This window comes from Streptococcus sp. 29887 (assembly GCF_032595075.1).
GTDB lineage: Bacteria > Bacillota > Bacilli > Lactobacillales > Streptococcaceae > Streptococcus > Streptococcus iners.
In genome coordinates this window covers 57,806-78,963 of sequence record NZ_CP118735.1, presented here as the reverse complement: position 1 = coordinate 78,963, position 21,158 = coordinate 57,806, and the positions used below count along the sequence as shown (strand labels likewise).

The window sequence follows — 21,158 nt, the reverse complement described above, 5'->3', positions numbered from 1 at the left end:
ACTATTTAAAGCGGTATGTGATACGTCCACGTGTCAAGTCGTATGGACTAAGCTCAACAGTTACGCGGTCACCGACCAAAATACGAATGTAGTTCTTACGGATTTTACCAGAAACAGTTGCAAGGACTTGGTGTCCATTTTCCAACTCAACAGTAAACATAGCATTTGGCATTGTATCAACTACTTTGCCTTCAATTTCAATCACATCTTCTTTTGCCATGCAAAAGTAACCCCTCTCTAAATATCGATTTGATGCCCTCTGAACACAGAGGTAACAATTATAAGTCAGACTAGGCTATTTTATCACTTTTGGTGGAAAAATGCAAGCCAAATCTATTAAGTTTATTGCAATTTTGATAGCACAGTATCAATTGCTTGGAAAACAAGTTCGATGTCTTGGTCACCTTCAATATCATGCACCAATCCTTTGGCACGATAGTGTTCGATAATCGGTTGACCTTGTGCAATGTTTACTTCTAAACGGCGTTTAACAGATTCTGGCTTATCATCTTCACGTTGGTAGTAATCTTCCTCTTTGTAATCCCCAACTGGTGGATTGAATACCTTGTGGAAGGTTTCACCTGTTTCCTTATGAATGATGCGGCCACTTAGACGCTCAATCAATTTTGATGGATCAATATCAATGTTGATTACTCCTTGCAATTCAATACCCAAATCCGCCAAGTTTGCATCTAGTGCATGGGCTTGTTCGATAGTACGTGGGTAACCGTCCAACAAGAAACCTTTTTCTTTAATATCATCTTGAACCAAGCGCTCTTTGACAATGCCATTAGTAACTTCATCTGGTACTAAATCGCCCTTGTCAATATAAGACTTAGCCAAAACCCCCATCTCAGTCTGATTCGCCATCGCTGCACGGAACATATCGCCAGTAGAAATATGAGCAACATTAAATTTCTCTACAATCTTAGCTGCCTGTGTCCCCTTACCAGCACCTGGTAAACCCATAATTAAAAGATTCATGACAAACTCCTTATTTTGTTTTCACATAAATTTGCCAACATTGACAAACTTATCTAAAAACAAAATAGAAGGTTGACGAGGTCAACCTATATTCTATTCTGTAATTTCCAAGAAACCTACATATTTTCTCTTTAGAAGGTAGCCTTCCAACTGCTTAATACCTTCGATACTTGTTGAAATCAAGATAATCAAACTTGTACCCAAGAAAGCAATATTCGAAGAAAGCCCAAAGAGATTTTGTGCAAGAATTGGTAGCAAGGCGATAAAGCTTAGGAATAGTGCGCCAATCGCAGCTAATCGCTTCAGCAATTTAGACAAGAATTGCTCTGTCCCATTTCCAGGCCGTACGCCGTGGATATAGGCAGCACTCTTTTGTAAACTTTCTGCAGTTTTTTCAGGATTGACCTGAACGAATGTATAGAAGAAAGTAAACAAGATAATCAAACTTGCGTAAACAATCATTCCTTTGACAGTTGAATAATCAAAGTATTCTTGAACTGCCATTAACCAACCCGCACTTCTATTCTGACTTGCAAAATATTGAATCAAAGAAGTTGGAACTGCAGTAATGGAACCTGCAAAGATAACGGGAATAACTCCTGCTGGATTCAATTTTAGGGGCAAGTAAGAGCTAGAAGGTGCACCTTGAGCACGTTTTGTGTACTGAATTGGTAGTTTATACTCAGCTTGTTGTACAAATGTTGTAAAGTAAATTACAAAAAGTATCAAGACAATCAATGCTGCAACAAAAACCGCAGATTGTCCCAGACGACTCGATTCAATATTAACAAAACGGTCGATGTAAATCTCATAAAAAGTTCCTGGCAAGGATGAAATGATACCCGCAAAGATAATCATTGATGTCCCATTACCGTAGCCTTTTTCAGAAATTTGTTCTCCTAACCAAGTAACAATAACTGAACCAGTTGTTAAAATGGAACCAATTAACAAATAGGTTTGCCAGTTAAGTGGCATATTTGTTAATTTTGCACCTGATAGAGCATTGAAACCTGCTGTGATACCGATAGACTGAACAAACGCCAACACCAAAGAGATGTATCGGGTCGCTTGATTTAACTTCCGTCGACCAACTTCACCCTGTTTTCCCCATTCTACAAATTTGGGTAAGATATCCATTTGTAAGAGTTGAACAATGATAGAAGCCGTGATATATGGGCTAACCCCTAGCGCAAAGACCGAAAAATTTCGCATTGCATTACCAGAAACCAGACTCAACATGTTCAAAAATGGGACATTTGACAAGGCTTCAAGACTTTTTGCATTTACCCCTGGCACTGTAATATGAGTACCGATTCGGAAAACCAAAAGGATAAAAATGGTAAATAGAATTTTACTACGCACCAATTTTATTTTCAAGGCATCCTTTAAAAGCTTAAAAAACATAGGCTGTCACCTCTTAGATGACTTCTACTGAGCCACCTTTAGAAGTGATTGCTTCTTCAGCTGATTTAGAGAATTTAGCAGCCTTAACTGTCAATTTCTTCGTCAATTCGCCGTTACCAAGGATTTTGATACCTGATTTTTCAGCTTTAACAATACCAGCTTCGATAAGTACAACTGGTGTTACTTCAGCACCATCTTCAAAAGCGTTCAATTGATCAAGGTTAACGATTGCGTATTCTTTAGCGTTGATGTTTGTAAATCCACGTTTTGGAAGACGACGGAACAATGGAGTTTGTCCACCCTCAAAACCTGGACGAACACCGCCACCGCTACGAGCTTTTTGACCTTTTTGACCACGGCCAGAAGTTTTACCGTTACCTGATGATGTACCACGACCTACACGGTTGCGGACTTTACGAGAACCTGTAGCAGGTTGCAATTCATGAAGTTTCATTACTTATTTTCTCCTCTTTTATATGCTAGCGCCTGTGGAATACAAGAGTCTTTGTCCACAAACTCGCTTATTTTATGAAATTGACTAGAAGTCGCAAAGAATTTTCTATGCGACTTAGCCATTTGTTATTTTACTTAACTTCTTCTACAGTTACCAAGTGAGAGATAGCGTTAACCATACCAAGGATAGCTGGGTTATCTTCCTTAACAACTGAAGAGTTCAATTTACCAAGTCCAAGTGCAACAACTGTTTTACGTTGTTCTGGTTTGCGACCGATTGGAGACTTAGTCAAAGTGATTTTAATTTGAGCCATGAGTATCTCCTTTCTTATGCTAAATCAGAAACTGAGATGCCACGAAGTGCAGCCACTTCTTCAGCACGTTTCAATTGTTTCAAACCTTCAACTGTTGCGCGAACGATGTTGATTGGTGTGTTTGAACCAAGTGACTTAGAAGTCACATCTGCGATACCTGCCAATTCGATTACGGCACGAGTTGCACCACCGGCAGCAACCCCAGAACCTTCTGAAGCAGGTTTCAACAATACACGAGCTCCTCCAAATTCTGAACGAACTTCGTGAGGAATTGTTGTACCAACCATTGGTACTTCAATCATGTTTTTCTTAGCAGATTCAACTGCTTTACGGATAGCTTCTGGTACTTCTTGAGCTTTACCAGTACCGAAACCTACGCGACCGTTACGGTCACCAACAACCACAAGAGCTGCGAAACGAAGACGACGTCCACCTTTAACAACTTTTGTAACACGGTTGATGGCTACTACGCGTTCTTCAATTTCAACTGCGTTATCTTTGAATGCCATTTCTTAGTGTCCTCCCTATTAGAATTTCAATCCGTTTTCACGAGCTGATTCAGCCAAAGCTTTCACACGTCCGTGATAGAGATATCCACCGCGGTCAAAGACCACTTCAGAAATACCTTTAGCTACCGCGCGTTCAGCAACGAGTTTACCTACAACAACAGCTTGTTCTGTCTTAGTACCTTTTGAAACTTCTTTATCAAGAGTAGAAGCGCTTGCGAGCGTTACACCCGCTACGTCATCAATCACTTGAGCGTAGATGCCTGTATTAGAACGGAAAATGTTCAAACGTGGGCGAGCAGCAGTTCCAGAGATTTTACCGCGAACGCGACGGTGGCGTTTTTGGCGGATTTTGTTTTTATCTGGTTTTGAAATCACAATATTCACCTCTTAATGTATGATTCTGTTTCTTACGAAACAATTTGAGAAATAGTCAGCCAGGTGGCTTAGCCACCCCAGCAAGCTATTATTTACCTGTTTTACCTTCTTTACGGCGAACGAATTCACCAACGTAGCGGATACCTTTACCTTTGTATGGCTCAGGAGCGCGAAGGCTACGGATGTAAGCTGCTGTTTGACCAACAACTTCTTTGTTGATACCAGACACGATGATTTGTGTTGGTGTTGGAACTTCAAATGTAATACCTTCTGGTGCAACCACTTCATCTGGATGTGATTTACCAACAGCAAGTGTCAATTTGTTACCAGCTAATTGAGCACGGTAACCGACACCACGCATTTCAAGTTCTTTTTTGAAGCCTTCAGAAACACCAACAACCATGTTGTTGAGGTTAGCACGGCTAGTACCGTGAATAGTCTTCATTTCTTTTGAATCGTTTGGACGGTGAAGTGTAACTTCTGTACCTTCCACACGGATTTCAATAGCAGTTGGGAATTCACGAGTCAATTCCCCTTTAGGTCCTTTTACAGTTACCACGCCGTTGTTTTGAGCAAGCTCAACACCAGCAGGCAATGTAATTACTTTATTACCAATACGTGACATATTTTTTAATTCTCCTGTTAAATTATCAAGCCGTCGAGCGACTAGTTTTCACGGGGTGAACAAGATACAAAGCCGTTAAGCAACTCGAAGAAAAATAAGCGGCAAGTCCGAAATCTTTGATTTCGCAGACGCACCCTCGTCAGAACGACAAGGACTTTCCTGACCAAAGGTCAGAGAAAGTTCAGACGTTTACGACAAACAAAGTGAACATTTCTGAAACACTTTCCACTTTTTTCAATGAGTTGTAGGCGTGTTCAATTAGTAAGTCTTGTTCTAGTTAGGTCTCATGATCGCATTTGAGAAGCAATCATGCTTTTAGGTTTCAATTTCTAAATGTGACAAGGCAGAGCGACGCAGGCTATACTTGGGTATGTCCAGACGCTCTAACACAGGCACATGACGAAATTGGAAGCTAAAAGATTACCAAACGTATGCGATAACCTCACCACCAACATTCTTTTGACGAGCTTGTTTGTCAGTCAAAAGACCTTCTGATGTTGAGATGATTGCGATACCAAGTCCGTTAAGAACTTTTGGAATATCTTCACGTTTTGAGTAAACACGAAGACCTGGTTTTGAAACGCGTTTCAAGTTAGTGATAACTTTTTCACCGTTTGGTCCGTATTTCAAGAATACGCGGATGATACCTTGTTTGTCATCTTCGATGAATTCAACGTTTTTTACAAAACCTTCGTTTTTAAGGATTGTAGCAATACCTTTTTTGATGTTTGATGCAGGAACTTCAAGCACTTCGTGTTTTGCTTGGTTAGCGTTACGAATACGTGTCAAAAAATCTGCAATTGGGTCAGTCATAACCATTTGTTGTTTCTCCTCTCACTAGCAGTTTGATCTAGTCACTTGCTAGTTAATTCATGATACAAAGGGCGCTAAAAAGCCAAAGTGAAAATAGAAAACTTGACGTAGAAACTTTGGTTTCTAGGAAAGTTTGTCTTTTTCACACAGGCTTTCGCCCGTGTTCAAATCGGCAAGCAAACTTTGTATCGGGGTTGTTTTAATTGAGTTCGAGCTACAACCTTAGCAAAGAAAATAGATTTTCCTAGAAGTAAACTTCGTCGTCAAATCTCCTATCTTTGCCTTGGTTGCTAAACGCTCTCACATCTTATCTTACCAAGAAGCTTTTGTTACGCCAGGAATTTGTCCAAGGTAAGCCAAGTCGCGGAAGCATACACGGCACAATTTGAATTTGCGGTAAACTGAGTGTGGACGTCCACATTTTTCACAGCGTGTGTAAGCTTGTGTAGAGAACTTAGCTGGGCGTTTGTTCTTAGCGATCATTGATTTTTTAGCCATTTATTCTCTCCCTCTTATTTTGCAAACGGCATACCAAGGCCAGTAAGCAATGCACGTGATTCTTCGTCAGTGTTAGCAGTTGTAACGATAACGATATCCATACCGCGAGTTTTATCAACATCGTCGAAGTTGATTTCTGGGAAGATCAATTGCTCTTTCACACCAAGTGTGTAGTTACCACGTCCGTCGAATGACTTAGTTGGTACACCGTGGAAGTCACGTACACGTGGAAGTGAAACTGTAACCAATTTGTCCAAGAACTCATACATACGTTCGCCACGAAGAGTTACTTTCGCACCGATCGCAACACCCTCACGAAGACGGAAGCCGGCGATTGATTTCTTAGCTTTAGTGATAAGTGGTTTTTGACCTGAGATCAAAGCCAATTCTTGAGCAGCTTTCTCAAGGTTTTTAGCGTTAGAAACAGCGTCACCAACACCCATGTTCAAAACGATCTTATCAACTTTTGGCACAGCCATAACTGAAGAATAGTTAAATTGTTCAGTCAAAGCAGGAACTACTTCATTAAGATATTTTTCTTTTAAACGATTTGCCATTATACTTCTCCTTTCCTTCGTGATTAATCAAGCACTTCGCCTGATTTTTTGTTGTAGCGAACTTTTTTGCCGTCTACAAACTTGTAACCAACGCGTCCTGCAACACCATTTTTGTCAAGAACTTGAACGTTTGACACATGGATTGGAGCTTCTTTTTCAACGATAGCACCTTGAGGGTTTTCGCTGTTTGGTTTTTGGTGTTTCTTAACGATGTTAACACCTTCAACAATAACTTTGTTTACTTTTGGAAGTGCTGTTACGACAAGAGCTTCAACGCCTTTGTCTTTACCAGCGATTACGCGAACTTTATCGCCTTTTTTTACAAACATTTGATTTCTCCTATAATTTCTTACGCCCTAATGGGCACCCTGGTTAGTAATTTAACCAGGGGACTTAGTTTGTTTTCTAGTTTACTAAATCCGTCACAGACTTCGTTAGTTTGTTTTGATGTACCCAAGTACTATCTGCAACAAACTGCCTAGTCTGTGACAAATTTCCTAAAACTATCTGATTAAAGTACTTCTGGTGCCAATGAAACGATTTTCATGAAACCGCCATCACGCAATTCACGTGCCACTGGGCCAAAGATACGAGTTCCGCGAGGGTTTTTGTCTTCACGGATGATAACAGCAGCATTCTCATCGAATTTGATGTATGAACCATCAGCACGACGAGCACCTGTCTTAGTACGAACGATAACGGCTTTAACAACGTCACCTTTTTTAACCGCACCACCAGGAGTAGCTTGTTTTACTGAAGCAACGATGATGTCGCCGATGTTCGCGAATTTACGTCCTGAACCACCAAGAACTTTGATTGTCAAGATTTCACGTGCGCCACTGTTGTCAGCAACTTTCAAACGAGTTTCTGTTTGAATCATGTCAATTTTCTCCTTTCAGGTTGATTAAATGATAACTGCCTCTTCCACAACTTCTACAAGACGGAAACGTTTTGTAGCTGAAAGTGGGCGAGTTTCCATGATACGAACGATATCGCCTTCTTTAGCAACATTGTTTTCATCATGAGCTTTGTACTTTTTAGAGTAGTTAATACGTTTACCATAGACTGGGTGGTTACGTTTTGTTTCAACTACAACTGTGATTGTTTTGTCCATTTTGTCAGATACTACGCGTCCAACAAGAACTTTACGATTATTGCGTTCCATTGAAATTCTCCTTTCCCAATCTATTATTTAGTTTCAGATTGCACAGTTTTGATACGTGCAATTTGTTTCTTCACTTCGTTCAAACGAGCAGTTTGCTCAAGTTGACCAGCAGCAGCTTGGAAACGAAGTTCGAAGAGTTCTTTCTTCAATTCGTTTTCTTTCTTAGCAAGTTCTTCTTGAGAAAGGCCACGAAGTTCTTTTACAAAATCTTTAATTTCTTGAAGTTTCATGTCTTCTCCTTATTCTGCTTCACGTTTTACGAATTTAACTTTAACTGGCAATTTGTGACCAGCAAGGCGGAATGCTTCGCGTGCGATTTCTTCAGAAACGCCAGCTACTTCAAACATAACCTTACCGCGTTTAACTGGAGCTACCCAACCTTCAGGAGCACCTTTACCAGAACCCATACGTACACCGATAGCTTTAGCAGTGTATGATTTGTGTGGGAAGATCTTAATCCAAACTTTACCACCACGTTTCATGTAACGCGTCATAGCGATACGGGCAGCTTCGATTTGGCGGTTTGTAATCCATGAGCTAGTAGTTGCTTGAAGACCGTATTGACCAAAGTCTACTTGTTTTCCACCTTTAGCTTCACCGCGCATTTTTCCACGGAATTCACGACGGTGTTTTACACGTTTAGGTACTAACATTTGTTATTTACCTCCTTTAGTGTTTTTACGAGCTGGAAGAACTTCACCACGGTAGATCCATACTTTGATACCAAGTTTACCGTAAGTTGTCAAAGCTTCTTCCCAAGCGTAGTCGATATCCGCACGAAGTGTATGAAGAGGAACAGTTCCTTCTGAGTAGCCTTCTGCACGGGCAATATCAGCACCGTTCAAACGACCAGAAACTTGTGTTTTGATACCTTTTGCACCAGCGCGCATTGCACGTTGGATAGCTTGTTTTTGAGCACGGCGGAATGCCACACGTTGCTCCAATTGACGAGCGATTGACTCACCAACAAGGTGTGCATCCAAATCAGGTTGTTTGATTTCGATGATGTTGATGTGTACCTGCTTGCCAGTCAATTTGTTCAATTGAGCACGAAGTGCATCAACGTTGCTACCAGCTTTACCGATAACCATACCTGGCTTAGCAGTGTGGATAGAAACGATAACTTTATTTACAGCACGTTCGATTTCGATTGTTGATGTTGAAGCATCAGCCAATTCTTTTTTGATAAAGTTGCGGATTGCAAGATCTTCATGAAGGTAATCCGCGTATTCTTTTTCAGCATACCATTTAGCATCCCAATCACGGATGATGCCAACACGCATACCAATTGGATGTACTTTTTGACCCACGTTTTTACCTCCTTATTTCTCTGCCACAACTACAGTGATGTGAGCTGTGCGTTTGTTGATTGGTGAAGCAGAACCTTTCGCACGTGGACGGAAACGTTTCAACGTTGGTCCTTCGTTTGCGAATGCTTCGCTGACTACCAAGTTAGCTTTTTCCAAACCAAAGTTGTTTTCAGCGTTAGCGATTGCTGAGTTCAAAACTCCCTCGATAATGCCTGCAGCTTTGTTTGGTGTGAATTTCAAGATTGCGATTGCGTCTGCTACGCTTTTGCCACGGATGTTATCCAAGACAAGACGTGATTTACGAGGTGAAACACGTACTGTGCGAGCAGTTGCTTTAGCTGAAGTAATTTCTGCCATTGTGTTTTCCTCCTAAATTATTTACGACGAGTTTTCTTGTCGTCAGCAGCATGACCTTTGTAAGTACGAGTTGGTGCAAATTCACCAAGTTTGTGACCTACCATGTCTTCTTGAATGTATACAGGTACGTGTTTACGTCCATCGTAAACTGCGATTGTATAACCGATGAAACTTGGGAAGATCGTTGAACGACGTGACCAAGTTTTAATTACTTTTTTCTTTTCGTCATTTGCTTGAGCTTCAACTTTTTTCATCAAATGCTCATCGACGAAAGGTCCTTTTTTAAGACTACGTCCCATTTTAGTGTTTTCTCCTTTAAAATATGTACCACAGCGGCTTGGGAGCTGGACAGAACCCCAGTTACCGTGTTCGTTGTCCTGCCCCCGCACAGTTGATTAGAAGTTTCGACGTAGCTATGCTACTAGAAACTGCAATCAACCACTGCGTCAAACTGGCATTTCAATCAAACTGAGGTGCTGGAATAGTCAGTCCATGACAATCCCTACCGAGTTGGCGGATGATATAGAATGCTATGCAACTAAGAATAGATTATTTTTGGTTGCGACGACGAACGATAAGTTTGTCAGATTTAGCTTTCTTGTTACGAGTTTTCAAACCAAGAGCTGGTTTACCCCATGGTGTAGATGGTGCTTTACGACCAACTGGTGCTTTACCTTCACCACCACCGTGTGGGTGATCGTTAGGGTTCATTACAGAACCGCGAACTGTTGGACGGATACCTTTCCAGCGGCTACGACCTGCTTTACCAAGGTTAACAAGGCCATGTTGTTCGTTACCTACAGTACCAACAGTAGCACGGCAAGTACCAAGGATCATACGAACTTCACCTGATTGAAGGCGAACAAGAACGTATTTACCTTCTTGACCAAGAACCTGTGCAGATGCACCAGCAGCACGAACCAACTCACCACCGCGACCTGGTTTCAACTCGATGTTGTGAACAACAGTACCGACTGGGATGTTTGCAAGTGGAAGTGCGTTACCAACTTTGATATCTGCTTCTGGACCTGAAACGATGCGTTGACCAACTTCAAGACCTTTAGGAGCAATGATGTAAGCTTTAACACCGTCTGTGTAGTGTACAAGAGCGATGTTTGCTGAACGGTTTGGATCGTATTCGATAGTTTTAACGATTGCTTCAACGCCATCTTTGTTACGTTTGAAGTCTACCAAACGGTAGAAACGTTTGTGACCGCCACCTTGGTGACGAACAGTGATGCGACCGTTGTTGTTACGACCAGCTTTGCTCTTCAAAGCAACAAGCAAGCTTTTTTCTGGAGTGCTTGTTGTGATTTCAGCGAAGTCCAAAGAAGTCATGTTACGACGGCCATTTGTCGTTGGTTTATAAACTTTAATACCCACGTTAATTCCTCCTTTGATTATTCAGCGTCAGCTGTAGCGAACAATTCGATCGCTTTTGAATCAGCAGCCAATGTGATGATTGCTTTTTTCACTTTGTTTGTGCGACCTACATAACGACCTACGCGTTTTGTTTTAGGTTTCACGTTGATTGTGTTAACATTTGCAACTTTAACACCCTCGAATGCAGCTTCAACAGCTTGCTTGATCAAGAGTTTGTGTGCACGAGTGTCAACTTCAAATACATACTTGCCTGCTTCGAGTTGGCCCATTGAGCTTTCTGTGATGACAGGTTTTTTGATAACATCATACAAATTCATTATGCAAGAACCTCCTCAATTTTAGAGATAGCTGCTTGAGTTACAAGAAGTTTGTCTGCATTTGCGATGTCAAGTACGCTTGCAGTTGTTGCAGTTGCAACTTTAACTCCTGGGATGTTACGAGCAGAAAGAGCTGCGAATTCGTTGCCTTCTTCAAGAATAACAAGGACTTTAGAATCAATGCTCAATGCTGCAAGTACTTTTGCAAATTCAGCAGTTTTTGGAGCTGTGAATTCAAGTGAGTTAACAGCTACAAATTTGTTTTCAGCAACTTTTTCTGAGTAAACAGATTTAAGTGCCAAGCGACGAACTTTTTGTGGAAGTTTGTACGCGTATGAACGTGGAGTTGGTCCGAAGACTACGCCACCGCCACGCCATTGTGGTGAACGGATAGAACCTTGACGAGCACGTCCAGTTCCTTTTTGACGCCATGGTTTGCGTCCGCCACCTGAGACTGCTGAACGGTTTTTAACTGCGTGAGTACCTTGACGAAGGATAGCACGTTGGCTGATGATCACATCAAATACAACTGCTTGGTTTGGCTCGATACCAAAGATCGCATCGTTAAGAACTACTTCACCAGCTTGTTTACCAGTTTGGTCAAATAATGTTACGTTTGCCATTTCGACTGATTTCCCCTTTCCTTATTATTTACCAGCTTTAACTGCTGACTTGATAGTGATAAGAGATTTCTTAGCACCTGGTACGTTACCTTTGATAAGGATAACGTTCTTTTCTGGAACAACTTGTACAACTTCAAGGTTTTGAATTGTTACACGGTTGCCGCCCATGCGACCTGCAAGGTTTTTACCTTTGAATACACGGTTAGGTGCAACAGGACCCATAGAACCTGGACGACGGTGGTAACGAGAACCGTGAGCCATAGGACCACGTGATTGACCATGGCGTTTGATAACACCTTGGAAACCTTTACCTTTAGATGTACCAGTTACATCAACAACATCACCAGCTGCGAAAGTTTCAACTGTAATTTCTTGTCCAACTTCCAAGCCTTCAATGTTTTTGAATTCACGAATGAAGCGCTTAGGAGCTGTGTTAGCTTTAGCTACATGGCCTTTGGCAGGTTTGTTGCTCAATACTTCGCGTTTGTCATCAAAACCAACTTGAACTGCTGCATAACCATCAGTTTCAACTGTTTTCACTTGAAGAACAACGTTTGGAGTTGCTTCGATGACAGTTACAGGGATAAATTCACCAGATTCAGTGAAGATTTGAGTCATTCCCACTTTTTTCCCTAAGATTCCTTTTGTCATGAGAAAAATATTCCTTTTCTTAATTTTGTATTTAAAAAGTTTTTAACGAGCGTTTTTCATGCTCAAATCAAGTTTCTGAGTTTTGCTCGCGACTTGATTACAATTTGATTTCTACGTTTACACCACTTGGAAGATCCAATTTCATCAAAGCATCAACTGTTTTTTGAGTTGGGTTGATGATGTCAATCAAACGTTTGTGTGTACGCATTTCGAACTGCTCACGAGAATCTTTGTACTTGTGAGTCGCACGGATGATTGTGTAGAGGCTACGTTCTGTTGGAAGTGGAACTGGACCTGCTACTTGAGCACCTGTACGAGTTGCAGTTTCAACGATTTTTGCAGCTGCTGTATCAAGTGTACGGTGTTCGTACGCTTTCAAGCGGATGCGGATTTTTTTGTTTGCCATCTTTTTCTCCTTTTCGTCTATTTAAGATAATAGGCTAGCTCCACAAGAAAACCAACACGCGTTGCGTGGCAATGCAACCGAGCGTGTCGCAACCTCTTGCATCAAAGCTACAGCCGTAATTTTACGGCACTAGAACATTCTATCAAATTATATTGTGCATTGCAAGAGTTTTTACTTAAAAATTTAAAAATCCCAAAACTTCTGTTTTGGGAGGCGGTTCGTATATTTTATCGCCATTATTTTTATAGCATTAGTAGAAAACAATCATCGAAAGTCCTTTAAATGTTCTTGTAAATCCCTAAGCATGTTCTTGCGACCATTGAAACTCTGACCACTAATTAGTTTTTCATAATTTTCCAATTGGTCCATGGACAAATTTTTCCGATAATCTCTCAAGGCACCTCTCAACAACAATAGCTCGTCATTGACTAAACCTGGCGATTGTATTACTTGTGATAGTTCATGTATGTCTTCATGAGGCATGCGGTCAAACTTGCGCTTTTTACTTTCCTGTCTGCGAACATAGTCCTTAATCCGATTTCTGAATTTAACCTTGAAATAACAATACAACTGGGCTCTTTCCCCAATCAACCATGGTTGATCCTCCAATAATTCAAACAAGGTTATCATGCCTTCCTGCTCCCAGTCATCTCTGTCCCACAGTTTGATATAAAACTCTTTACGAGCCTTGTTAACAATTCCTTTTACGCAATCATAGACCTTTTCAAATTCCATCATCCTATCTCCTTTGTTTGATGGTTTAAGTTTATCGAAAAGAGCTAACTTTCTACAGGACATTTTTGTCTATCGGATTATATTTTGTTTATTCTTCATATTTTATGGTTATTTTAGGCCATTGTTTTTTCCAATTCTTCTTTTTTATTCTTTTCTCATATAAGTACATACGTTTAGAATTGGCCATAAAATGAGGAGTTGGTCGTACCAAATAATTATAAATATCAGTCAATCCATAAGGGGCAAATAGTTCTATATTCCCATTTTCTGTCTGACGAACACCAATTGCGGTACACCTTTCTGGGAATTTTTCCATCGCATCTCTCGACGATTGATAAGGAAGGGTGTCTGGGCTATGAATGTGCATAAATACTTGATTCTTAACTTCCCACTGATATTCCGGATATCTTTGACGCAAATTTACTTCTAATTCTTTTGTTGCTTGATACGACACTTGCTCATCGTAAAAGATAAGATCAACATCCGTATTTTTATCAAAATGGTAATGATTCCAGATAAAATTACGAATTGTTCCTGCACAAATCCACGAGTCCGCTAAGTCTAAATCCTTTACAATCCCCAGAATCCTAATGATATCAGGGTCTTTTAACAAATATCTTTCTAACTCATCTTTCATACAATCCTCTACCTTCAAGTTGTTCATTGATTTTAGTGGTATTTTTACTAGTTTCCATAAGAAAAGAGAGTGGGATAAAAATCGGTAACCCAAAGAGTTCGATGAGCCGTTAGCCCACCTCCACACAGTTGAGTAGGGGCCGTAAAAACTGGTAACATCAGTGAATTAGAGCGCACTCTACCACTGCGTCACGTTGAACTATTAAGAAAAAACAAGTGAGACCAGGACCTTTGTCCCAGCCTCAGAGAGCAGACTAAAATATTCACCAGACCTTTATTCTTTATTATCATGATCCAAAGGCCTCAGTACCATGATAAAAAGGCCACCCGGACCTAGTTTTGCTCTCCTGTTTTCAAGCAAAAGATAAAAAGGTCCACTGGACCTTTTTATTCCTCCATAAAGCTGTTGAAGACTTCTTCAATCATATCCCATTCTGCTGTTGCGTCTTCTGGGATTGGTTGGAGGTCGCCTTCTGTGCCGTTCTCATTTTCAATGTATGAGTAGGCTTGAATTTCAACTTCTCCGTTCTCATCTTCTTCTGCGCTTGCAGGTATTAAGAGGACGTAGTTTTTACCGAATTCTTCTTGACCGTCAATTGTCAATAAAATTTCAAAAAGTGTTTCGTTTCCTTGGTCGTCTACCAAAGTAATCAATTCACGTTCGTCGTGATTGTGGTCGTGTTCATGGTCATGATGATGTGCCATTCGTATCTCCTTTAAAATGTTCTATCTAAATAATTTTGTAAAATCAGCTGAGCTGCTAATTTATCGATAACTTTCTTGCGTTTTCCTCGGCTGATATCCGCTTGCTCAATTAGCATGCGCTCTGCTGCAACAGTTGTTAAACGTTCATCCTGATAATCAACTGGAAGTTTATAACGCTCAGTCAATAAATCACCGTAAGCTTGACTAGCTTCCACACGTGGACCACTAGTATTATTCATATTCTTAGGTAGGCCTACAACAAACTTATCAACCTTATATTGTTCAACCAACTCAGTTAAACGTTGAAAACCAAATTCACCCTTTTCTTCGTCAATCGGAATAATTTCCAAGCCTTGAGCTGTGAAACCTAAAGGGTCTGAAATGGCTACGCCAACAGTCTTTGAACCGACATCTAATCCCATTATTCTCATTAGAGGTCAATCCCATTTCCTTTCAGGTAGTAGCGCACCAATTCTTCGATGATTTCATCGCGTTCATGTTTACGAATTTGATTGCGGGCATCATTGTAGCGAGGAATATAAGCAGGGTCCCCACTTAATACATAGCCAATGATTTGGTTGATTGGATTATAGCCTTTTTCCTCCAATGAACGATAAACACTGGTCAAGGTTTGACTAATTTCTTGCTTATCTGTGTCATCCAGACGAAAGCGAACTGTTTCTTCTGTGAATCCCATACTTACACCTTCTTTCAATTTTTATTCATTTTCATTATATCATATTTCCAGAGCAAGCACAAAGAAAGTGTAAAAAGAACCCTGAAACAGAGTTCTTCCTCACTCTTATAAGGCTGCTCGCATACGAGCTTGAGCGTTCTCTACATTGCGAACCGCTCGTGGTAAGAAGGCGCGAATGTCATCTTCTTTATATCCAACCTGCAATCGTTTCTCGTCAATCAGAATTGGACTTTTCAAAATACGTGGATTAGAAGTAATCAAGTCAATCACTTCATTGACACTCAAATCTTCAATATCAAAATCCAAACTCTTAGCATAGCGATTTTTTGACGATACAATACTCGCAATGCCATTTTCCGTCTTGGTCAAGATATTTAAAATTTCTTCCTTGGTGATTGCCTCTTTAGCTAGGTTATGTTCGTTATAGGACAATTGATGGGCATTCAACCAGTTCTTTGCTTTCTTACAAGAAGTACAACTAGATACTGTATAAATTTTAATCATGTAGTCACTCCTTTGCTACATCTTAGTAAGCACATTATAGACTATTATACCACAAATTCCATCCGTCTGTAGACCTATTTTCAAAAAAACTTTAAATTTTGGGGCGAATATTCGTTTTTTAATCAGAAAAAAGTCTGGATGACCCAAACTTTTTCGCTGTTATTCTTCTAATTCAATACCGCCATCCAAGTCCAAAATAACATCTTGAACCTCTTCGATTGCAACAGGAGCCTCTTCTGTCACGACTTCTGGTGTTTCCTCACCTTCAATCAAGCCGTAGTGAATACGGATTTTGCGGTCAATTTCGTCAAAGACTTCTGGATGTTCAACGAGATACTTCTTAGCATTCTCAGAGCCTTGTCCGATTTTTTCGCCATTATATGAATACCATGCACCAGCTTTTTTGATAAAACCAAGATTGGTTCCAATCTCAATCAATTCACCTGTACGAGAAATTCCTTCACCATACATGATTTCAACAACAACCTCTTTAAAGGGAGGGGCTACCTTGTTCTTCACGATTTTCACCTTGGTTTCCTTACCAACGTTTTGATCTTTTTGGTCACCAGTACCCTTGATTTGCGTATTTCCACGGACATCCATACGAACAGAAGCATAGAACTTAAGGGCACGTCCACCAGGCGTTGTTTCAGGGTTACCAAACATAACCCCAACTTTTTCACGCAATTGGTTAATGAAAATAGCTACTGTCTTGGTCTTGTTAATGGATGCACCGAGTTTACGCATGGCCTGGCTCATCATGCGAGCCTGCAAACCAACGTGGCTATCGCCGATATCACCGTCGATTTCTGCACGAGGTACAAGGGCTGCAACCGAGTCCACAACAACCAAGTCAACAGCACCTGAGTCAATCAACTTACCAGCAATTTCCAGACCTTGCTCCCCTGAGTCTGGCTGTGACAAGAGCAACTCATCGATGTTTACACCAAGAGCCGCTGCATAGGCTGGATCCAAGGCGTGTTCCGCATCGATAAAGGCAGCGATCCCGCCATCTTTCTGAGCCTGAGCTACTGCGTGCAAGGCAACGGTTGTCTTACCTGAACTTTCCGGACCATAAATTTCCACAATACGCCCTTTAGGATAGCCACCTGCACCTAGTGCAATATCGATAGATAGACTACCTGAGCTCATAACCTGAACTTTCTGTTCAGCACGCTCTCCCAAGCGCATCACCGCACCCTTACCAAAATCTTTTTCAATAGCTTTAAGGGCATCGTCGAGCGCCTTTTTACGCTCATCTCCAAATTTCTTTGTAATTTCTTCTAATTTTTTAGCAGGTTTTTTAGCCAATGCTGTTCTCCTCTTTTCTTAATCAAACTATTATAGCAAAATTCTTTTCTTTCACAAAGTGTTTCGTACAAAATCTAAGGCTTGCAAGCAAGCTAATTGGCGGATGTGTTGCCAGGAGTAGCCACCCAAGTCAACCTCTTTTTGGGAAATGCCAGAGGTGTCAGCCAAGGCTAGATATACCTTTACAAGAACGTTATCCTCTGTCGACTCAGGCTTGATAAGTACCGACACAGCCAGTCCCAAATCAGCCTGTAGCTCCTCACGAATGCCATCAGCTTCTTCTGAGCACCTGCCCGATTTTGTACCTAACTGACCGATGACTTTTCCACCGCTAAAATAAGGTTGCCCAGCCAAAGCCAAGCTGACTTCTGACTGTAAAAGTCCGCCTGTTCCCTGTTCGACGATAGCTATGCTTTTATTCTTTTCCACCAATCGCTCTGCTACTGTCTGTACTAGACTATTTTTCTCACCGTAAGCATAGAAATATTCTCTCAGTTTATCACGTTGTAAGATGTCTTCTTCCAACTGATTCAGACGGAAATCTGCTTCTTCTTGACTGTTTGCCTTGGTGGACAAGCGCAAGGTCACTTCACCAACCTTGGCATAGGGGGCAAGAGTTGGGTCAGTTTGTTTGTCAATCAAATCAGCTAAAATCGTCACCAACTGACTTTCGCCAATACCAAAAAAGCGTAGAACACGAGAATAGAGTTGCTGACTTGACTGGTTAAGCAAAGGTTGTAAACTTTCTGTAAACATGGCTCTAAGTTCACTTGGAGGACCAGGTAAGACAACATAGGTCACTCCAGCTTGCTCAATCAAGCCTCCTACTGCCAAACCAGCTGGATTTTGCAAAGCCTGACTTCCCTCAACGATTTGTGCTTGGCGCTCATTGTTGGGCGTGCGGACACGACCTGGTCGGCTGGCAAAAAAGCGGTCTAATTTTGCCATGGCTTTTTCATCAAAGACCAATTTTCTACCTAAGAAGGCTGCCAAGGTCTGCTTAGTCAAGTCATCTTCTGTTGGCCCCAGTCCTCCACAGAGAATAACTATCTCACTACGCTTGCTGGCTAACTCCAGTACAGATAAAAGCCTCTGTTCATTATCTCCAACAGCTGTGTGGAAGTAAACATCAATTCCCAGCTCTGCGCATTTCTCCGAAAGGAACTGGGCATTGGTATTAACGATTTGTCCTGTTAAAATCTCCGTCCCGACGGCAATTAGTTCTGCTTTCATATTCCTCCTTCTACTTTTGATAGCATGCAGTTACCTGCCTATCTATTAGTTCGTAATTGGGTGGTGGTTTTAGATATTTTTCCAGTCACACGTATTTTCATGGTCGTTAATGAGCCCGGCTGCTTGTAGGAAAGAATAGACACAGACAGGACCGACAAATTTAAAACCTCGTTTTTTCAAGTCCTTGGAAATAGCCTCGGAAAGGGAGGTTTTAGCAGGAACTTGACGGTAGTCACCAACCGAATTGACCTGTGGGCGACCTGCTAGCCAAGACCAGATATAATGGTCAAAACTGCCACATTCTTCCTGTAACTTGAGAAAGGCTTGGGCATTGGCACGGGTCGCGTAGAGCTTAGCCTTGTGCCGAATAATAGCTGGATTGTCGAGCAGGGCATCCAGCTGCTGGTCTGTCATGCTAGCAACCGCATGATAGTCATAACCATGAAAGACAGCCTTGAAAGCCTGTCGCTTGTTGAGCACAATTTCCCAAGACAGACCTGCTTGATAGGTCTCCAAACAAAGCAATTCAAAGAGAGCCCGCTCCTCATGCAAAGGGCGCCCCCATTCTTGATCGTGATAGGCTATATAGAGGGGATTGTTGAGATTGACCCAAGAACAACGGGACATCTGTTCTCCTTTTTTGTGATTAGAACAGCCGAATATGGCGAGTTAGTAAGGTACATCGCCAATGGCGATTGACGTAGTATGATGAGGTGCTCCAACAAGCATCATACTGGTACGTTAATTGAACACGGACTAAGGACTGCGAGAAAAAGATAAACCTGCCTATAGCCTAAAGGCTCTGCGTTAGGTTTCCTATTTTATCTTTGTCCTTTGCGTCCTTTGTATCTTATTACTTCATCAACATTTTAAGGGCTGATTTGATGTAATTTTCTGCGGTATCGTTGGTACCTTCGAAGAATTTCTTGATTTTCTTGAGTTCGGCTGGTCGGTAACCGAGTGCTTCCATAGCTTCCATGGCTTCATCGAGGGCGATATTTTCACTGGAGGGTGCTACTTGTTGAACAGGACCCGCTTCTTCGCTCATGACAAACTTGCCTTCCAGGTCCAAAATCATCTGTTGGGCTGTTTTCTTGCCAATCTTTGGAAACTTGGTTAGATAAGTAATATTTTTTTGCTCAATAGCCCGCACCAGACCGTCATTATCATCAACAGCAATAATTGCCAAAGCCGTTGTTGGTCCAATACCTGATACTGAAATCAGACTGAGGAATACAGATTTTTCAGCCTCTGTCGCAAAGCCGTAGAGCAGATGAGCATCTTCACGAATAACTTGATGGGTATAGACCGTTACTTCTTGCTGGACCTGCCCAGAGTAAGCATAGGGATTAGCCACCTGCAAGAGATAGCCAACGCCATGAGTTTCTACCACAATATACTTTGCAGTAATTTTGGTTAACATTCCTTTGATATAGTCGTACATATACTTCCTTTATCGGTGATAATTTATGTCTTTCCATTGTACCATAAAAAGCCTCGCTATTGATAGCGAAGCTAGGTTTCAATATCCGACGGATAGGTTGCCTACACAATGAACGAGCATCGGATAACAAAGATTGCCTGCTCTGTGATAGAGATAACCCAGGTAAATACCCGAACAAATCTGGGGAATCGTGTTGATAATTTCTGAACTATCGAGAGATTTAGCATGCCCTAAGCCAAAAATGAGACCTTGCAAGACAATAGCAAACCATGGATTTAAAACATTTTTCAGACTACCCTGTAAACATTTCCGATAAAAAAGTTCTTCAACAATTGGACCGATGATTCCCACTATCAGCAAAAAGATTGGAAGTGGGACGATTTGGCTTATCTTATTAACTGCTGTGACATTGCCTATACCTTCTGAGATATGGAATGATTTCACTATCAAGTATTGGAGAAAACTTCCTCCATACATGACCAAAAAGTCTGCAAGATAAAACAAAGGGAATTGGTAAAGCAGTTTCCAGCTCCGCAATTTTCTAAAATCAGTCCAAAGCAACTCTCTATAGTGGTACATGCCAAGTGCAAATAGCAAGATAAAACTAGCAAGCTGGTAGTAAAGACTATAAGTCGGACTAAATCCTAAATAACGGTGCAACTTAATCAGCAGATTGAGTACGCCAAGAACAATAAATGCAATAAATAGTCTATCCTTTCGGACCATACGATGACCTCGCTTTATAAAGATTTGGTCAACATGAATTCTTGGATAAGGAAACCGATGAGGAGAAAAACGATGAGGAAAGGAAGCAAGAGAGTGACATTGCCACCGACAAAGATACCTAGACCGAATAGGATTAGGAGAAGCAGGTAATTTATCCAGACCCGCCTTTTCTTAGCCTTGACTTGTAAGCCAATTAACTGGTCAAAAGAAAGATGATAACGTTGGGCAATGCTGACTAGACTGGCACTATCAGGTAAGGTGCGACCTTTTTCCCAGTTTAAGACTGTTTGCCGTGACACTCCGATTGCTTTTGCCAAGGTTTCTTGCGATTCCTGTCGTTTTGTTCGCTCCATGTGAATGAGCTGTCCAAGATTGGTCATGTTTCCTCCTTTACTTTACAAGCTGGCGGTAAAAATAGCTAGT

The 21,158-nt window shown here is 41.3% G+C and carries 36 protein-coding genes; all 36 read right to left on the bottom strand.

Annotation, left to right across the window (positions count from 1 at the left end):
• Window position 1: 1 nt before the first annotated feature.
• The 36 genes from infA to PW252_RS00325 all read right to left on the bottom strand — a co-directional run bounded on the left by infA (window position 2) and on the right by PW252_RS00325 (window position 21,115).
• Complete coding sequence (gene infA / locus PW252_RS00500) at window positions 2–220, bottom strand: translation initiation factor IF-1 (protein ID WP_002936627.1); 219 nt, start codon at window positions 218–220, stop codon at window positions 2–4.
• 122 nt (window positions 221–342) lie between these two features.
• Window positions 343–984, bottom strand: a complete 642-nt coding sequence (locus PW252_RS00495; protein WP_248051100.1) for an adenylate kinase — start codon at window positions 982–984, stop codon at window positions 343–345.
• A gap of 93 nt (window positions 985–1,077) precedes the next feature.
• Window positions 1,078–2,388: a preprotein translocase subunit SecY gene (secY, locus tag PW252_RS00490; protein ID WP_105125509.1), complete on the bottom strand. Its 1,311-nt coding sequence runs from the start codon at window positions 2,386–2,388 to the stop codon at window positions 1,078–1,080.
• A 13-nt stretch (window positions 2,389–2,401) separates the two neighbouring features.
• Window positions 2,402–2,842, bottom strand: a complete 441-nt coding sequence (rplO, locus tag PW252_RS00485; protein WP_002936637.1) for a 50S ribosomal protein L15 — start codon at window positions 2,840–2,842, stop codon at window positions 2,402–2,404.
• 130 nt (window positions 2,843–2,972) lie between these two features.
• On the bottom strand, window positions 2,973–3,155 hold the full coding sequence (rpmD, locus tag PW252_RS00480; protein ID WP_002936638.1) for a 50S ribosomal protein L30: 183 nt from the start codon (window positions 3,153–3,155) through the stop codon (window positions 2,973–2,975).
• Between the two features lie 14 nt (window positions 3,156–3,169).
• On the bottom strand, window positions 3,170–3,664 hold the full coding sequence (gene rpsE / locus PW252_RS00475) for a 30S ribosomal protein S5 (protein ID WP_002936639.1): 495 nt from the start codon (window positions 3,662–3,664) through the stop codon (window positions 3,170–3,172).
• Window positions 3,665–3,682: 18 nt separating this feature from the next.
• Window positions 3,683–4,039, bottom strand: coding sequence for a 50S ribosomal protein L18 (rplR, locus tag PW252_RS00470; protein ID WP_002936641.1), 357 nt, complete (start codon window positions 4,037–4,039; stop codon window positions 3,683–3,685).
• Window positions 4,040–4,127: 88 nt separating this feature from the next.
• Entirely contained in the window at window positions 4,128–4,664 is a 537-nt protein-coding gene (gene rplF / locus PW252_RS00465; RefSeq protein ID WP_172043756.1) for a 50S ribosomal protein L6, read from the bottom strand.
• Window positions 4,665–5,084: 420 nt separating this feature from the next.
• On the bottom strand, window positions 5,085–5,483 hold the full coding sequence (rpsH, locus tag PW252_RS00460) for a 30S ribosomal protein S8 (protein ID WP_002936647.1): 399 nt from the start codon (window positions 5,481–5,483) through the stop codon (window positions 5,085–5,087).
• A gap of 306 nt (window positions 5,484–5,789) precedes the next feature.
• The gene (locus tag PW252_RS00455) at window positions 5,790–5,975 is read right to left on the bottom strand and encodes a type Z 30S ribosomal protein S14 (RefSeq protein ID WP_002936651.1); all 186 of its coding nucleotides are present in this window, start codon (window positions 5,973–5,975) and stop codon (window positions 5,790–5,792) included.
• Between the two features lie 14 nt (window positions 5,976–5,989).
• The gene (gene rplE, locus PW252_RS00450) at window positions 5,990–6,532 is read right to left on the bottom strand and encodes a 50S ribosomal protein L5 (protein ID WP_002936653.1); all 543 of its coding nucleotides are present in this window, start codon (window positions 6,530–6,532) and stop codon (window positions 5,990–5,992) included.
• A gap of 23 nt (window positions 6,533–6,555) precedes the next feature.
• Window positions 6,556–6,861, bottom strand: coding sequence for a 50S ribosomal protein L24 (gene rplX / locus PW252_RS00445; RefSeq protein ID WP_014637292.1), 306 nt, complete (start codon window positions 6,859–6,861; stop codon window positions 6,556–6,558).
• A 182-nt stretch (window positions 6,862–7,043) separates the two neighbouring features.
• Window positions 7,044–7,412 carry a 50S ribosomal protein L14 gene (gene rplN / locus PW252_RS00440; protein WP_002936658.1) on the bottom strand — a complete coding sequence of 123 codons (369 nt, stop codon included), beginning with the start codon at window positions 7,410–7,412 and terminating at the stop codon, window positions 7,044–7,046.
• A 24-nt stretch (window positions 7,413–7,436) separates the two neighbouring features.
• Window positions 7,437–7,697, bottom strand: a complete 261-nt coding sequence (gene rpsQ / locus PW252_RS00435) for a 30S ribosomal protein S17 (RefSeq protein ID WP_000440801.1) — start codon at window positions 7,695–7,697, stop codon at window positions 7,437–7,439.
• Between the two features lie 23 nt (window positions 7,698–7,720).
• Window positions 7,721–7,927: a 50S ribosomal protein L29 gene (gene rpmC / locus PW252_RS00430; protein WP_002936659.1), complete on the bottom strand. Its 207-nt coding sequence runs from the start codon at window positions 7,925–7,927 to the stop codon at window positions 7,721–7,723.
• A 9-nt stretch (window positions 7,928–7,936) separates the two neighbouring features.
• Entirely contained in the window at window positions 7,937–8,350 is a 414-nt protein-coding gene (gene rplP, locus PW252_RS00425; RefSeq protein WP_002936660.1) for a 50S ribosomal protein L16, read from the bottom strand.
• 3 nt (window positions 8,351–8,353) lie between these two features.
• A complete protein-coding gene (gene rpsC, locus PW252_RS00420; protein ID WP_044689746.1) occupies window positions 8,354–9,007 on the bottom strand; it encodes a 30S ribosomal protein S3 in 654 nt (217 codons plus the stop codon).
• Between the two features lie 12 nt (window positions 9,008–9,019).
• Entirely contained in the window at window positions 9,020–9,364 is a 345-nt protein-coding gene (gene rplV / locus PW252_RS00415) for a 50S ribosomal protein L22 (RefSeq protein ID WP_002936662.1), read from the bottom strand.
• A 17-nt stretch (window positions 9,365–9,381) separates the two neighbouring features.
• Window positions 9,382–9,663, bottom strand: coding sequence for a 30S ribosomal protein S19 (gene rpsS, locus PW252_RS00410; RefSeq protein WP_000533766.1), 282 nt, complete (start codon window positions 9,661–9,663; stop codon window positions 9,382–9,384).
• 250 nt (window positions 9,664–9,913) lie between these two features.
• On the bottom strand, window positions 9,914–10,747 hold the full coding sequence (rplB, locus tag PW252_RS00405) for a 50S ribosomal protein L2 (protein WP_002936663.1): 834 nt from the start codon (window positions 10,745–10,747) through the stop codon (window positions 9,914–9,916).
• 17 nt (window positions 10,748–10,764) lie between these two features.
• On the bottom strand, window positions 10,765–11,064 hold the full coding sequence (locus PW252_RS00400) for a 50S ribosomal protein L23 (protein ID WP_004195491.1): 300 nt from the start codon (window positions 11,062–11,064) through the stop codon (window positions 10,765–10,767).
• Window positions 11,064–11,687, bottom strand: coding sequence for a 50S ribosomal protein L4 (rplD, locus tag PW252_RS00395; protein ID WP_248051102.1), 624 nt, complete (start codon window positions 11,685–11,687; stop codon window positions 11,064–11,066). The genes PW252_RS00400 and rplD overlap by 1 nt, the downstream gene beginning before the upstream one ends.
• 24 nt (window positions 11,688–11,711) lie before the next feature.
• Window positions 11,712–12,338 carry a 50S ribosomal protein L3 gene (rplC, locus tag PW252_RS00390; protein WP_011921686.1) on the bottom strand — a complete coding sequence of 209 codons (627 nt, stop codon included), beginning with the start codon at window positions 12,336–12,338 and terminating at the stop codon, window positions 11,712–11,714.
• Between the two features lie 97 nt (window positions 12,339–12,435).
• A complete protein-coding gene (gene rpsJ, locus PW252_RS00385; RefSeq protein ID WP_002939332.1) occupies window positions 12,436–12,744 on the bottom strand; it encodes a 30S ribosomal protein S10 in 309 nt (102 codons plus the stop codon).
• Between the two features lie 264 nt (window positions 12,745–13,008).
• Complete coding sequence (locus tag PW252_RS00380) at window positions 13,009–13,482, bottom strand: sigma-70 RNA polymerase sigma factor region 4 domain-containing protein (protein ID WP_248051104.1); 474 nt, start codon at window positions 13,480–13,482, stop codon at window positions 13,009–13,011.
• 85 nt (window positions 13,483–13,567) lie between these two features.
• On the bottom strand, window positions 13,568–14,116 hold the full coding sequence (locus tag PW252_RS00375; protein WP_136628856.1) for a nucleotidyltransferase family protein: 549 nt from the start codon (window positions 14,114–14,116) through the stop codon (window positions 13,568–13,570).
• Window positions 14,117–14,502: 386 nt separating this feature from the next.
• A complete protein-coding gene (locus tag PW252_RS00370) occupies window positions 14,503–14,820 on the bottom strand; it encodes a DUF1292 domain-containing protein (RefSeq protein ID WP_004195480.1) in 318 nt (105 codons plus the stop codon).
• 11 nt (window positions 14,821–14,831) lie between these two features.
• Window positions 14,832–15,251: a Holliday junction resolvase RuvX gene (gene ruvX, locus PW252_RS00365; protein WP_032499507.1), complete on the bottom strand. Its 420-nt coding sequence runs from the start codon at window positions 15,249–15,251 to the stop codon at window positions 14,832–14,834.
• Window positions 15,251–15,517: an IreB family regulatory phosphoprotein gene (locus PW252_RS00360; RefSeq protein WP_029177693.1), complete on the bottom strand. Its 267-nt coding sequence runs from the start codon at window positions 15,515–15,517 to the stop codon at window positions 15,251–15,253. The genes ruvX and PW252_RS00360 overlap by 1 nt, the downstream gene beginning before the upstream one ends.
• Before the next feature lie 105 nt (window positions 15,518–15,622).
• Window positions 15,623–16,021, bottom strand: coding sequence for a transcriptional regulator Spx (gene spx / locus PW252_RS00355; RefSeq protein WP_029177692.1), 399 nt, complete (start codon window positions 16,019–16,021; stop codon window positions 15,623–15,625).
• Window positions 16,022–16,180: 159 nt separating this feature from the next.
• On the bottom strand, window positions 16,181–17,332 hold the full coding sequence (gene recA, locus PW252_RS00350; protein ID WP_105125513.1) for a recombinase RecA: 1,152 nt from the start codon (window positions 17,330–17,332) through the stop codon (window positions 16,181–16,183).
• 51 nt (window positions 17,333–17,383) lie between these two features.
• A complete protein-coding gene (locus PW252_RS00345; protein WP_248051106.1) occupies window positions 17,384–18,565 on the bottom strand; it encodes a competence/damage-inducible protein A in 1,182 nt (393 codons plus the stop codon).
• Between the two features lie 69 nt (window positions 18,566–18,634).
• Window positions 18,635–19,192, bottom strand: a complete 558-nt coding sequence (locus PW252_RS00340) for a DNA-3-methyladenine glycosylase I (protein ID WP_248051108.1) — start codon at window positions 19,190–19,192, stop codon at window positions 18,635–18,637.
• Window positions 19,193–19,418: 226 nt separating this feature from the next.
• Window positions 19,419–20,009, bottom strand: coding sequence for a Holliday junction branch migration protein RuvA (gene ruvA, locus PW252_RS00335; RefSeq protein WP_248051109.1), 591 nt, complete (start codon window positions 20,007–20,009; stop codon window positions 19,419–19,421).
• A 78-nt stretch (window positions 20,010–20,087) separates the two neighbouring features.
• Entirely contained in the window at window positions 20,088–20,735 is a 648-nt protein-coding gene (locus PW252_RS00330) for a CPBP family intramembrane glutamic endopeptidase (RefSeq protein ID WP_248051110.1), read from the bottom strand.
• 14 nt (window positions 20,736–20,749) lie between these two features.
• Window positions 20,750–21,115 (bottom strand): helix-turn-helix domain-containing protein, encoded by a 366-nt coding sequence (locus tag PW252_RS00325; protein WP_222338894.1) that lies wholly within the window; start codon window positions 21,113–21,115, stop codon window positions 20,750–20,752.
• Window positions 21,116–21,158: the final 43 nt, after the last annotated feature.